The sequence below is a fragment of the Zobellia russellii genome (genome assembly GCF_018728565.1).
Taxonomy (GTDB): Bacteria; Bacteroidota; Bacteroidia; order Flavobacteriales; family Flavobacteriaceae; genus Zobellia; species Zobellia russellii.
In genome coordinates this window covers 409,194-422,324 of record NZ_JACSOI010000003.1, presented here as the reverse complement: position 1 = coordinate 422,324, position 13,131 = coordinate 409,194, and the positions used below count along the sequence as shown (strand labels likewise).

At 38.0% G+C, this 13,131-nt stretch carries 13 protein-coding genes; 10 read left to right on the top strand and 3 right to left on the bottom strand.

Annotated elements, in window-relative coordinates:
• Window positions 1–115: 115 nt before the first annotated feature.
• From panB to H9565_RS09910, 7 genes are all read left to right on the top strand, one after another.
• A complete protein-coding gene (gene panB / locus H9565_RS09940) occupies window positions 116–934 on the top strand; it encodes a 3-methyl-2-oxobutanoate hydroxymethyltransferase (protein WP_215439130.1) in 819 nt (272 codons plus the stop codon).
• Window positions 935–966: 32 nt separating this feature from the next.
• Window positions 967–1,665 (top strand): RluA family pseudouridine synthase, encoded by a 699-nt coding sequence (locus H9565_RS09935; protein ID WP_215439128.1) that lies wholly within the window; start codon window positions 967–969, stop codon window positions 1,663–1,665.
• A 33-nt stretch (window positions 1,666–1,698) separates the two neighbouring features.
• Window positions 1,699–2,241, top strand: coding sequence for a DUF4252 domain-containing protein (locus H9565_RS09930; RefSeq protein WP_215439126.1), 543 nt, complete (start codon window positions 1,699–1,701; stop codon window positions 2,239–2,241).
• Between the two features lie 191 nt (window positions 2,242–2,432).
• Window positions 2,433–3,023: a TetR/AcrR family transcriptional regulator gene (locus H9565_RS09925; RefSeq protein WP_215439124.1), complete on the top strand. Its 591-nt coding sequence runs from the start codon at window positions 2,433–2,435 to the stop codon at window positions 3,021–3,023.
• 70 nt (window positions 3,024–3,093) lie between these two features.
• On the top strand, window positions 3,094–3,552 hold the full coding sequence (locus H9565_RS09920; protein WP_215439122.1) for a hypothetical protein: 459 nt from the start codon (window positions 3,094–3,096) through the stop codon (window positions 3,550–3,552).
• Between the two features lie 2 nt (window positions 3,553–3,554).
• Window positions 3,555–3,863 carry a DUF3817 domain-containing protein gene (locus H9565_RS09915; RefSeq protein WP_215439120.1) on the top strand — a complete coding sequence of 103 codons (309 nt, stop codon included), beginning with the start codon at window positions 3,555–3,557 and terminating at the stop codon, window positions 3,861–3,863.
• 72 nt (window positions 3,864–3,935) lie between these two features.
• Window positions 3,936–4,145, top strand: coding sequence for a hypothetical protein (locus H9565_RS09910; protein WP_215439118.1), 210 nt, complete (start codon window positions 3,936–3,938; stop codon window positions 4,143–4,145).
• A gap of 36 nt (window positions 4,146–4,181) precedes the next feature.
• Here the strand turns inward: H9565_RS09910 and H9565_RS09905 are convergent, their stop codons facing one another.
• Together H9565_RS09905 and H9565_RS09900 are read right to left on the bottom strand one after the other, a co-directional pair.
• Window positions 4,182–5,045, bottom strand: coding sequence for a DMT family transporter (locus H9565_RS09905; RefSeq protein ID WP_246560477.1), 864 nt, complete (start codon window positions 5,043–5,045; stop codon window positions 4,182–4,184).
• 3 nt (window positions 5,046–5,048) lie between these two features.
• Window positions 5,049–6,593: a hypothetical protein gene (locus H9565_RS09900; protein ID WP_215439117.1), complete on the bottom strand. Its 1,545-nt coding sequence runs from the start codon at window positions 6,591–6,593 to the stop codon at window positions 5,049–5,051.
• A 306-nt stretch (window positions 6,594–6,899) separates the two neighbouring features.
• Here H9565_RS09900 and H9565_RS09895 point away from each other — a divergent pair, with 306 nt between their 5' ends.
• Both H9565_RS09895 and leuB read left to right on the top strand, forming a co-directional pair.
• Window positions 6,900–8,072, top strand: a complete 1,173-nt coding sequence (locus tag H9565_RS09895; RefSeq protein ID WP_215439114.1) for a 2-isopropylmalate synthase — start codon at window positions 6,900–6,902, stop codon at window positions 8,070–8,072.
• 142 nt (window positions 8,073–8,214) lie between these two features.
• Window positions 8,215–9,333, top strand: a complete 1,119-nt coding sequence (leuB, locus tag H9565_RS09890) for a 3-isopropylmalate dehydrogenase (protein WP_215439112.1) — start codon at window positions 8,215–8,217, stop codon at window positions 9,331–9,333.
• A 3-nt stretch (window positions 9,334–9,336) separates the two neighbouring features.
• On the opposite strand, the gene H9565_RS09885 is transcribed toward leuB, so the two are convergent.
• Window positions 9,337–10,560 carry a TlpA disulfide reductase family protein gene (locus tag H9565_RS09885; RefSeq protein ID WP_215439111.1) on the bottom strand — a complete coding sequence of 408 codons (1,224 nt, stop codon included), beginning with the start codon at window positions 10,558–10,560 and terminating at the stop codon, window positions 9,337–9,339.
• Window positions 10,561–10,690: 130 nt separating this feature from the next.
• Here H9565_RS09885 and pheT point away from each other — a divergent pair, with 130 nt between their 5' ends.
• Window positions 10,691–13,117 (top strand): phenylalanine--tRNA ligase subunit beta, encoded by a 2,427-nt coding sequence (pheT, locus tag H9565_RS09880; protein ID WP_215439109.1) that lies wholly within the window; start codon window positions 10,691–10,693, stop codon window positions 13,115–13,117.
• The last annotated feature ends 14 nt before the right edge of the window (window positions 13,118–13,131 follow it).

Here is a 13,131-nt window from a genome sequence, read left to right as displayed (position 1 = left end):
CCATTTAGTACTAGCAAGTTACCCACCCTTATATCTCTATATACTAGAAGGCAACGGCGTTTAGCCTCTAAACCCAACATTTTCCTTACATTTATCCCACCAAAACAAAACTACTATGTCAACGGCAAAGAAAGAATATAAGAGAGTAACGGTAAAGTCTTTAGTGGACATGAAAAAGCACGGCGAAAAAATATCTATGCTTACTGCATATGATTATTCTATGGCCAAGATTGTAGATTCTGCCAATGTAGATGTTATTCTTGTAGGTGATTCCGCAAGTAACGTTATGGCGGGCCACGAAACTACCCTGCCTATTACCTTAGATCAAATGATCTATCATGCTACTTCCGTTATTCGTGCTATAGAAAGAGCTTTGGTGGTTGTGGATATTCCTTTTGGGAGTTACCAGAGCGATCCTAAAGAAGCACTCCGCTCCGCTATTAGAATTATGAAAGAAAGTGGTGCACATGCCGTAAAACTGGAAGGTGGTGTAGAAATTAAAGAATCTGTAAAGAGAATATTGAATGCGGGCATACCGGTTATGGGCCACTTAGGGCTTACACCGCAGTCCATTTATAAGTTTGGCACCTATACGGTTCGCGCCAAAGAGGAAGAGGAAGCTGAAAAATTAATAGAAGATGCCAAACTCCTTGAGAAACTAGGGTGTTTTGCCATTGTTCTGGAGAAAATTCCGGCAGCATTGACCAAAAAAGTTTCCGAAAGTATTTCTATTCCTACCATTGGTATTGGCGGTGGTAAGCATGCAGATGGACAAGTACTTGTAATTCATGATTTGTTAGGTATGACCCATGAGTTTAACCCAAGGTTTTTACGCCGTTATATGAATCTCTATGAAGAAATGGGAAGTGCCATTTCGCAATATGTTACCGATGTAAAGAACAGGGATTTCCCTAACGATGACGAGCAATACTAAGTCCGTTTTACCAACTCTAATTATTTGCTCCAGTGGCCAATAAAGTTATTTCCGACCCCAAAAATCTATTGGTTCTATCCGAAGACAATCACCTGATTGCCATAAACAAGCGGCCGGGAGATATTGTGCAGGGCGATAAGACCGGGGATATGCCGCTTAGCGAGGTGGTTAAACTGTATATAAAAGAAAAGTACAATAAGCCGGGGAATGTTTATTTAGGGGTGGCCCATAGGCTAGACCGCCCCACTTCGGGTATTGTGGTCTTTTCAAAAACGTCAAAGGCCCTACCCCGTCTAAACAAATTGTTTGCCGAAAAAGAAGCAAAAAAGACCTATTGGGCCATCGTAAAAAATGCCCCTAGCAAAAGTCAAGACACCCTTACACATTGGTTAAAGCGTAATCCCAAACAAAATAAATCCTACGCCCATTCCAAAGAGGTTCCGGATAGCAAAAAAGCGGTTTTGGAATATAAGGTGATAAAAAAACTAGACCGTTATTTCCTTCTTGAAATAGATTTACATACCGGTCGCCATCACCAAATTAGGGCACAATTGGCTGCTATAGGTTGTCCTATAAAAGGAGATTTAAAATACGGTTTTGACCGAAGCAATCCCAATGCCAGTATTCATTTGCACGCCCGTAAACTAAAGTTTGTGCATCCAGTAAAAAAAGAAGCTTTAGAAATAGTGGCCCCGCCCCCTAATGACCCAGTTTGGAACGCTTGTTGTTAAAAACAGTATATTTAACTGTATAAACACAAGACCATGATCAGAAGAACACTAATCCTTTGCAGTCTTGTACTGCTTGCCTCATGCGGTACTTATAATTCAATAGACACTTTCTACAACGCCCACAAAGAAGACGACCATGTAACGGCCGTACGGGTACCCCGTTTTATGCTCTCGCTCATTAGTGGCATCTCTCCCGAAATGAAATCCCTTGTTGGCAATACCAAAGATTTGCGTTACATGTCTTTTCCCAGCACAACTGCTGCGAAAACCGAATTTTTAAACAAACAAATGAACGGCATAACGGGCAGTTCTTTTATTGAAGTATACCGAAAAAACGATGAACTAAAGCGTAATGTGGTAAGCATACGTGAAAAAAGAGATGCCGTAAAAGAAATCCTGATTTATAATAACAATAATCAAAATGGTTCTTTTCTATATTTTAACGGGAACTTTGACCCGGTAAAAGTGCGTCAAATGGCGCAGAACGAAGAATTTCAAAAACTGGGAGATGGACTTATCAACCAATATCAGGGTGGAAATTTTACTCCTGGCACCAACCAAGAAAAAAGTAATTAAATAGCTTACCGTCGATTTTATCTATAAGCCATGAATAGAATAGTTAATTTCCAACAGGAATAAGGTTAGCTTTCTATTTATCATTTACAGACTTAGACTTGAATGCATTCTAAAAAATGCTCGTAAGGAAATCTATTCTTATGAGCGTTTTTTTTGGTTACTTTGCAGAATCATACTAATTAGTATCTTTTATGGGCAAAGCATCAAACACACGTAACACTATCCTTCAGAAGTCTTTTCAACTCATATATAAAAAAGGGTACCAAACCACCAGTATTGATGAAATAATTGCTACCACACAAGTTACTAAAGGTGCCTTCTACTATCATTTCAAAACAAAAGATGAAATGGGAATAGCAATTATAAACGAAATCGTTAAGCCAGAGATACAGTCGGCATTTCTAGCCCCATTGCAAAATTCCAAAGACCCAACAGAAGGTATTTACGCTTTAATAAAATCTCTTTTGCTGGAAACTCCTTTCTTACAATTTGAAAATGGCTGTCCCATAAGCAACTTAGCCCAAGAGATGACACCATGGAACCCTAAATTTTCCGAAGCACTTAATGAATTGGTAATGGAATGGCAAACAAGTCTAGAAAATAGCATACAAATAGGAATTGACAGCGGAGCTTTATCTGGAAATGCAAACCCAAAACAGGTAGCCCATTTTATATTATCTGGCTATTGGGGCGTTCGTAACTTGGGAAAAATATTTAACAGTGCAGACATTTATCATTCTTATTTAGAAGAACTTAAAACATATTTAGACCACCTGAAATAACTTAGACAAACAAAAACATACTACGTAGTATGTTTTTTATTAGATTTGCATTGATCTTAATGAAACACCAATGTATCAATCGCTCCTGTACTATCATTCTATTATACGATGGTTTGTTCTTGCTTCTCTAATCATCTCTATTTTTAAGGCCTGTAGGGGTTATTTTCAAAACTTAAAATTCTCCAAAATTGATAATCTCATTAGACATTGGACGGCGACAATTGCTCACCTTCAACTTGTAATCGGCCTTATTCTTTACTCCCAAAGTCCTATCATAAAATATTTTTGGAAGAATTTAGGTGAAGCCGTAAACAACCTTGAAGCCCTATTTTATAGCTTATTGCACATGATTCTAATGCTATCTGCAATAGTCTTGATTACTATTGGTTCTGCTATGGCAAAACGAAAACCAACGGATAAAGAAAAATTCCGGACCATTCTCATCTGGTTCCTAATTGCCCTATGTATCATATGTATTGCCATCCCATGGCCATTTTCACCATTAGCAAACAGACCTTATATCAGATAATTATGAAGAATTTACTTAACTCAAAAGTGGGTCGTTTACGTATAATTGGCTTCATAGAAGGCATTTCACTTTTGGTGCTTATTTTCATTGCTGCACCTATGAAACATTATTTTAACGAACCAAGTCTAACAAAATCATTAGGCCCTATTCACGGTGCTATTTTCATGCTCTTTGTTATAAATACCTTGAGCGTTGGAATTGAGCAAAATTGGAGATTCCGAACCACAACATGGAAAGTAATTTTAGCGTGTTTTATTCCATTCGGCACTTTCTATATTGATAATAAAATCCTTCGCAAACTGCAACCGTGAGTTCCTTTCTGATTCTTGCTTATTTTTATATCAATCACTATTTACACAAACCGTCTTATTAAATTTTAAAACATGGTACACGTTTTTAAAACGAGCGTTCAAAACAAAACCCAAGTCGCCAACTTAAAACCGTATTTAGACGTTTTATTTGGCGAATCTCACTGGAATTTTGATCTAGAGGATTGCGATAATATTCTTCGCATAGAGAGCAGAAACTGCTCAAACAAAACCGTTATAGATTTATTGAAAATTCAGAATTTCAACTGTAAGGAACTCGAATAAATATGATTAGCATCCTTCGTTTCTTTACTAGAAAACTTACCTGTACGACCGGACACTCTCCACGATAACCGAAGTAAGTATCAAACATCCACCTATAACGGTAGACCATGCCGGGATTTCCGATAGAACCAAAGCACCGATTAGGATTCCATAAACAGGTTGAATACTACTCAAAATACTAATAGTGGTAATAGAAAAGTATTTGAAACAATTTACGAACATAGTATGGCCAAAGACCGTAGTCACTACCGCCAATCCTAATAGTCCCGCCCATTGGCCAGGTATAGCTTCTAGTTCGTAATAAAAAAAAGCTGGCGCAAGCATTATACAAATTATTGCCATTTGATACACCATTAAAACCGATCCCGGATAAGTATCTACCTGTTTCTTTAATATTAAATTACGGACCGCGTAGCACAGTGCAGAAAACACACCAAAACCAATGGCCACGGTATAACTATTCTCAAAACTAAAATCAGGTACCAAAAAATAGATGCCACAAAGCACCAAAATACCCAACAACAAATGCATTTTCTGAAACCTTGTCTTAAGAAACAGGGGCTCTAGAAAAGCGGTAATCACAGGATACGTAAATAATGAAAGCATACCTATGGCCACATTGGATTTTTGTAAAGCCATAAAATAAGCCAACCAATGCACCCCCATAAGGACTCCGCTTACTAGTACTGGCATCCTATCTTTACTACTCAACCCAAATGAAATTCCCTTTAAGCGGCAATAGAGAAACAATAGCAGAAGTGCTATTAAAGATCTAATACCAATGGTTATAGGTACGGGCAGCTCTATAAACCTACCTAAAGGACCAGAAGTACTTAATAGTACCATGGCCAAGTTAATTTCCAGAAAGTTTTTGATGTTAAAAGAAGTATTGGACCCCAAATGTTATCTTTTTACGGCCATAGCCTTTTCACGAATAATTTCTGCCACAGGTCTGTTTTCTAAATGACTTTCTAACCAAGAAATAATATCTAAGTACAGAAAAGCCCTCTTTTCATAGGGATGATCCTCATATTTTTTAAGCTCCGTGTGCAATTTTTGAAATTCGTTTTTCAGTTCGTTGGGAAAAATGTTCCCGAGGTTTCTTAGAAACTTTATCATCTCTTTTTGAACCGCGTGTAGATCGTTCATCTTTAAAAGAAACTTATAGGTACTCTTTAACTGAATTTCTAAATGATAGTCCATTCCCGCCTCATAATGCGCCACCAAACTTAAAACCCGTGCGAAACACATGAGGTCTTCCCTCATTTTCAAATTCTTGTTGTTTATTATTTTCTTGAGGTATTGTATACAAGTTTTATTATCGCCAATTCCAAAATACAAACAGGCTATTTTATAGTACAACACCATGATATGATGAGCATCTATACGGTCTTTGTGCTTATTTATTCCGTATTCAACAATTTTAACCAGATACAGGCCCTTGTTAAAAGTCCCTTCCAAAAAATGAAGGTTTAATTTATTCGCATTAATGTACAGAAATGATAAAGACGCAATGTTATCGTTTTTTGGAAAACTCTTACTTTCCACTACGGCTTCCAACCGTTCTAAAACTTCCCTAAAGTGAGAACTGTATTTTACATAAAAAATAGATTCTAGCAAATAGTGGTTTCCCTTTAAAAAGAAAACCGGATTAAGATGTATTTGCTCTTCATGCTCATAAAAAAGATCTACCCATTTAGTAGCATACTTGTACGAAGACAGAAAATCTTGGGTTAAAAAACTGTACCAAAGATGTGCCTTATATAACCATAATTTCTCCCTAAAACCTAAATCCTTTAATTGATATTTGGGCAAATGGGTTTCAAAATAAGTCTTTACACGATTATAGTCTTCATCACTTCTAACATAGCCTACTTTTAACATAATACCGTATAGCTGCAAAGAAAGATTAGACAATTTACTGGTCATTACATTCTGTGCGGAAAGCTCTTTGGCCTGTATGGCCAACTCATCTGCCCTATCGGGAATACTACGGGTAATATACTGGGTTTCAATAATTTTCTCCAGTTCCACTATTTCGTAAGCTATATTCTTCTCTTCGTTCTCTATGGCGGTAGATTTTGCCTTGTCAAGAATTTTTAGGCTTTGTTTGTAAAGTCCCTTTTGATAAAGAATTGTAGCAAAATCTAATTGTTCCCGTATTTGAACCCGAATATTTTGGTTCACCGGATTCAACCTTAAGCTCACCAAAATTTGTTTATATAGATGCGCTTTAAGATTAGATAACTGTGCTTTTTTAACGATTCCGCTATCCAAAATCGCCTTTTCATCATACTTTCTAAGCTTGTCCATTAGGTTGAACAAAGCCAAGAATTTAGCATCGGTATTTACCCCCAATCGCCCCACGTATAATTTGAATTGGCGCTTTTCGGATTTTGAAAGAGATTTCACCAGCACGAACAAAGCATCTCTGTGCGCATTTGTCATCGTAAAAAATATTATTTAATTTACTTATTATCAATATATTAAACAACCAAAAAACCAGCTTAACGTTGTACTATTTAATGCAGGTACTAGGTGGTTCGCTCTATTGGTTATATATTCGTATTGAACTTTATTGCCATTTTTTGTTTGGATCCTAACATATAGACGTTTGTACAATAATCTACCCATTTTGGCAAAAGACAGGGCTAAGGTTATTAAAAAATGTTGATATAACAGTACAAAATATGATATTTGTAGACAAAGAAATTATTGCAAGCAGTTCCTAAGTTAGCTAAACTACAAGATATAATGAGTAAAGATAAGGTACAAATTTTTGATACAACACTTCGTGATGGTGAGCAGGTGCCCGGTTGTAAATTAGATGCTGAACAAAAATTAGTAATCGCTGAACGACTGGATTATTTAGGAGTAGATATTATTGAGGCTGGTTTTCCTGTATCGAGTCCCGGTGATTTCAAATCCGTTACCCAGATATCGCAACTCGTTAAAAATGCTACTGTTTGCGGACTTACCCGTGCGGTAAAGAAAGACATTGAAGTTGCTGCAGACGCACTTAAACATGCCAAAAGGCCTCGTATACATACAGGTATAGGAACTTCTGACTCTCACATAAAATTCAAGTTCAATTCCAATAGGGATGCCATAATCGAAAGAGCGGTAGACGCCGTAAGTTATGCCAAAACTTTTGTTGAGGATGTTGAATTTTATGCTGAAGATGCCGGCCGAACCGACAACGAGTTCTTGGCCAGGGTCTGTGAAGCCGTAGTAAAGGCAGGTGCCACTGTTTTGAATATTCCAGATACAACAGGATATTGTTTGCCAGAAGAATATGGTGCAAAAATGAAATACTTAAAAGAAAATGTAACCGGAATACATAAGGCTACACTTTCTTGTCATTGCCATAATGATTTAGGTTTGGCAACAGCAAACTCCATTGCGGGCGTTATAAACGGTGCCCGCCAAATAGAATGTACAATTAATGGTATTGGCGAACGTGCCGGAAATACTTCTTTGGAAGAAGTTGTAATGATTTTACGTCAGCATCCTAGCTTAAACCTAGACACCAACATTAACAGTAAATTGCTTTTTGACACAAGCCAAATGGTTTCTCAAAAAATGGGAATGATAGTACAGCCCAACAAGGCTATTGTGGGCGCCAATGCTTTTGCCCATAGTTCCGGAATTCACCAAGATGGCGTCATAAAAAATAGGGAAACTTACGAAATTATTGACCCGGCGGATGTCGGTGTTAACGAATCATCTATTGTTCTTACCGCAAGAAGCGGTAGAGCTGCTTTGGCTTACAGAGCCAAATTAGTGGGGTATGAGTTGACAAAACTTCAACTAGACGAGGTATATCAAGAGTTCTTGAAATTTGCAGATAGCCACAAAGAAATTTCGGATCAAGATATTCCAAAAATCATTGAGGCCAGCAATATTACTATAGAGAGTATTTCCTAAGCAAATATACTGGAGGTCTGATCCTTTTATATTTTAATCTTTTTTTAGCCATAATGTCCTAAAAATTTTTAATCTTAGCTTCCTATGATTAAAATCACTTTCTTGTGGGTTTTATTCAGGTAGCACTTTAAAAATTCTCTAGATGCAGCTAAAAATTGCCCTCCTTGGCGGTGACGGGATAGGTCCAGAAGTATTGGCACAATCCGTGAAATGCCTTAAAGCGATCGAAGAAACGTTCAACCATAGGTTTGAACTTGTTGAAGCGCCCGTTGGTGCTATTGCCATGTCCGGATCAGGAAGGCCTTTACCGGACAAAACCTTGCAACTGTGCAGAGAATCCGATGCTATTCTTTTTGGCTCTATTGGCGCCTTGGAATACGATAACAATCCCGAAGCTAAAGTACGGCCCGAACAAGGACTATTGCGTTTGCGCAAAGAACTTGGTCTTTTTGCCAGTATTAGACCCATAAAAATGTTTCCTGCATTTTTGGACAACTCTCCACTTAAAAGAAATATTGTAGACAATACCGATCTTGTTATTTTCAGGGAGTTGACGGGAGGTATTTATTTTGGGGAAAAAACATTGAGTGCAGATGGTACAACTGCATCCGACCTTTGCTCCTATTCCGAAGAAGAAATAAGTCGTATTGCACATTTAGCGTTCAAAACCGCTAAAAAAAGACGCAAAAAACTGACTTTAGTGGATAAGGCCAATGTATTGGAATCCTCTAGACTTTGGAGAAAAACGGTAACGGATATCTCAAAAAGTTATCCGGAAGTTACTTTAGAGTGCCTTTTTATTGATAATGCAGCAGTTCAAATGATGCTCAACCCGCGCCAATTTGATGTGGTTCTAACGGATAACATGTTTGGCGATATCTTATCTGATCAAGGGAGTGTTATTCTAGGTTCCGTGGGATTGCTACCTTCCGCATCCGTAGGTGCCGAAAACGCCATGTTTGAGCCTTTTCACGGTTCATACCCTCAAGCAAAAGGAAAAAACATTGCCAACCCTGTAGCATCTATTTTAAGTACAGCTATGTTGTTGCAACATTTTAATCTAAACGAAGAAGCCAACGCTATTGTGGCTGCCGTTCACAAGTCTTTTATGAAGAAGGTAGTTACCACAGATGTTTTGGGCAGCAGTAAATACGGAACGGATTATGTAGGCGATTTTATATCAGAAAATATTGTAGAATCTGATGAAAACCCAAGCATAAACGACGAGAATATTGGTTTGGGGAAATCTACCATTATTTAATTCCTACTCACCTGCCAACATTTTTACGTACGCATCAAATTCCTTTTTGAACTTGGTATATTTATCTCCGGTTGCAGGACCGTTAAATCCAGTATGGATTTTTCTAACTTCTCCTTTTTTATCAATGAACAAAGTGGTAGGGTACGACAGGACCTGGTTTAACATTGGTAATTTTTGTTGTGCTTCCTCTTTATCCGATGAACCATACTGAGCCAATAGAATTGGATAATCTACTCCTATACGCTGTCTCAAACGCTCAATACTCTTAAAGGCAAGTTCCTTTGTTTTAGCATACTCAAACGCCAAGGCCACTATCTCTATGTCTTCAACCCTATTTTCATTTAAGTAATTGACATAAAATTTAGTCTCATCCAGACAATTGGGGCACCATGAGCCCATAATTTGCACTAGAACAACTTTATCCTGAAACCTTTTATCCGTTAGTGAAACCATATTTCCTTTTCCATCTGGAAACGAAAACGCAAATTTATCATAGCCTTCCTTTAAAAATGTAAGTGAGTCCGCGTCCGGAAGCTCAAAACTTTCGTTTCTTTTAGCTACAAAAGGCTCCTTAAAATGATTGTCCGAATAAAAAATACCGTTCAAAGTACTGTCCGTTATCTGAGCTTTGAACAAAAAGGCATGAGCTCCGTCAAAAGCCGAAAGTTTTAAGGAATCTCCTGTTACCACTCCGTCCAAATACCTATAATCTCCAGTGGTAGTCCTAAAAGTTCCTGTTACCTTGCCAGCATTTTCAGCAAAAATTCCTCTTCCCATGTAACTCTCCGACGTATTAGGGCTAAATTCCGTTTCCCAAATACCGGAAACATTTACAGCAGATGGCTGAGTAATGGAAAAGCGGTCTTCCTCTCCAAAAATCGCCTCGAATGACACTACCCTATCCAAGCTTTCTTTTACAAAGTTTCCTTCTATGCGCTTTTCGTTAAATTTTCCCGAAATGTATCCCTCAAATACCGGGGTTTGAACGCGTATGGAATCCCCCTTTATAACAATCTCATCTACTGTTATTACCTCGGTGGCATTATAAATTTTCATTATGTACGCACCGCTCTCCGCTTTTTTCAGATTAAAATTGAAAGGAAGCTTTTCTCCGTCCATAACTTGCAATTTCCCCAACCAAATACCTTCGGACAGCCCCTGTGTCCTGTCTTCCTTACAGGAAACCAACACCATTACCACTATCCACAAAAACATTAATCTCTTCATTATCACTTATTTTCTTTTACAATCGGAATACATGCCAAAAACTTACAACAAAAAAATGAGTAATTCAGTAGCGCTGTGTATTGAATGTCTTAAAGCATTGTTTTATCTTTACCGCCACTAAAACTTACCGATGCAGATTTCATACAACTGGTTAAAAGATTTTCTTAAACTTGATTGGGATTCCCAGAAAACAGGTGAACTTTTAACCGATTTAGGTCTTGAAGTAGAAGGAATCAGTCCTTTTGAGTCTATAAAAGGAGGATTAAAGGGTATTGTAGTAGGACATGTGCTTACTTGCGAAAAGCACCCAAATGCCGACAAACTTAAAGTTACTACCGTAGATATTGGTACCGGCACACCGTTACATATAGTTTGTGGTGCTCCCAATGTGGCAAAGGGCCAAAAGGTTCCTGTAGCAACTGTTGGCACTACTCTATATACCCCAGAAGGAAAAGCCTGGAAAATAGGAAAAGGGAAAATTCGCGGGGAAGAAAGCCATGGTATGATATGTGCCGAAGATGAACTGGGCCTAGGTTCTAGTCATGAAGGTATTCTTGTATTGGACTCCAAACTTAAACCCGGCACCTCTTGTTCGGAGATTTTTGATGTTGAGATAGATGAAGTTTTTGAAATTGGCCTTACTCCCAATCGTGCGGACGCCATGAGTCATTACGGTGTGGCAAGGGATTTAAAAGCCGGTTTAAAACAAAAAGAAATTACCAAAGAGCTAATCACTCCATCTATCAGTCATTTTAATATAGACAACCGTTCTCTTAAGCTACAGGTTCAGGTAGATGATAGCAAATTGGTACCGCGTTATGCAGGTATTACTCTAAGTAATTTAAAAGTTAAACCATCTCCTACCTGGTTACAGAATAGATTGCGCGCCATAGGTATTAATCCTATGAACAATATTGTAGATGCTACCAATTATGTACTACATGATCTAGGACAGCCGCTGCATGCTTTTGATGCCGATCGTATTCATGGTAAAAAAGTAATAGTAAAAACACTTCCGGCCGGAACCAAATTCATGACACTGGATGGTGAAGAGCGGGAGCTACATGAAGATGACCTTATGATCTGTGATTCTGAAAAACCTATGTGTATTGCGGGGGTTTTTGGAGGAATAAACACAGGAGTAACAGAAAAAACAACTTCCATTTTTCTTGAGAGCGCCTACTTTAACCCAGTAGCGATTAGAAAAACTGCCAAAAGACACGGGTTGAATACCGATGCTTCGTTCCGGTTTGAACGAGGTATTGATATAGAAAATGTAGAATACGCCCTTAAACGGGCCGCTCTATTGATAAAGGAAATTGCTGGAGGTGACATTACTTCGGACATAATTGATTTTTACCCAAAAAGATTTGATGAACATCAGGTTTTTCTAACGTTCAAAAAAACATACTCGCTTGTAGGTGAAGAAATTCCGCAGGATACCATTAAATCTATTTTAGCTTCTTTGGACATCAAGGTAAAAAGTGTTACCGAAGCTGGCCTTGGGCTTTCCATACCTACTTACCGGGTAGACGTACAACGTGAAGTAGATGTTATAGAAGAAATTTTACGTGTTTACGGCTATAACAACATCAACTTTGGCACAAAACTAAACGCCTCAACAGCGGTTGTCTCCAAGTTTGATGATTATAAGCTACAGAGCGTAATAGGAGACTTTTTAGCCTCACAAGGTTTCTATGAAATCATGACCAATAGCTTAACAGCTCCGGGTAACGCACAAATGCTGGAAGACAATGCTCCTGAGGAAAGTGTAACAATGTTGAATCCGTTGAGCAACGACCTTTCCGTTTTGCGTCGTTCCATGTTATTTACCGGGTTAGAAACCATTTTATACAACAACAACAGAAAAAAATTAAACCTTAAGTTGTTTGAATTTGGTAAAACCTACGAACAGAAAAAGTCTAAATATATAGAAGACAAACACCTTTGTCTTTATTTGACCGGAAACCGTAATGAAGGTGGTTGGGCCGGTACGGATAAAGTGAACGATTTCTTTTTCTTGAAATCCATCGTTACTAATATTTTAAACCGTCTTGGTGTAACCAACGCCACACCAGAACCTACCTCCAACACCTCATTATCCGAAGGCTTAAGCTTAAAAGTTGGAGCCAAGGAATTGGTTTCTTTTGGTATTGTTAAAAAGTCGATTCTTAAAAAAATGAGCCTTAAACAAGAGGTTCTTTATGCTGATTTTAACTGGGACAATGTTATATCGTATGCGGAGAAAAATAGCATTACCTATCGTGAAATACCCAAATACCCTGAGGTAAAGCGAGATTTTGCCCTTCTATTGGATGATTCCGTTACTTTCCAAAACGTGTACGAACTAGGCAGAAAAACAGAAAAAAAGCTATTGAAGAATATCAATCTTTTTGACGTATATACTGGAGATAAACTGCCCAAAGGCAAAAAATCATATGCTGTAAGCTTCACATTACAAGATAGCCAACGTACGTTAACGGACAAGCAAATAGACCGCATTATGGGCAAGCTTGAAAAAACCTACCAAAACGAATTAGGGGCCGAATTAAGGTAATTAAGTAGTAATAA

Coding starts and splice junctions, on each gene's coding strand:
- leuB (WP_215439112.1), top strand. CDS start 8,215: ATGCAGCTAAAAATTGCCCTCCTTGGCGGTGACGGGATAGGTCCAGAA.
- pheT (WP_215439109.1), top strand. CDS start 10,691: ATGCAGATTTCATACAACTGGTTAAAAGATTTTCTTAAACTTGATTGG.
- H9565_RS09910 (WP_215439118.1), top strand. CDS start 3,936: ATGGTACACGTTTTTAAAACGAGCGTTCAAAACAAAACCCAAGTCGCC.
- H9565_RS09920 (WP_215439122.1), top strand. CDS start 3,094: ATGTATCAATCGCTCCTGTACTATCATTCTATTATACGATGGTTTGTT.
- H9565_RS09930 (WP_215439126.1), top strand. CDS start 1,699: ATGATCAGAAGAACACTAATCCTTTGCAGTCTTGTACTGCTTGCCTCA.
- H9565_RS09915 (WP_215439120.1), top strand. CDS start 3,555: ATGAAGAATTTACTTAACTCAAAAGTGGGTCGTTTACGTATAATTGGC.
- H9565_RS09900 (WP_215439117.1), bottom strand. CDS start 6,593: ATGACAAATGCGCACAGAGATGCTTTGTTCGTGCTGGTGAAATCTCTT.
- H9565_RS09895 (WP_215439114.1), top strand. CDS start 6,900: ATGAGTAAAGATAAGGTACAAATTTTTGATACAACACTTCGTGATGGT.
- H9565_RS09925 (WP_215439124.1), top strand. CDS start 2,433: ATGGGCAAAGCATCAAACACACGTAACACTATCCTTCAGAAGTCTTTT.
- H9565_RS09885 (WP_215439111.1), bottom strand. CDS start 10,560: ATGAAGAGATTAATGTTTTTGTGGATAGTGGTAATGGTGTTGGTTTCC.
- panB (WP_215439130.1), top strand. CDS start 116: ATGTCAACGGCAAAGAAAGAATATAAGAGAGTAACGGTAAAGTCTTTA.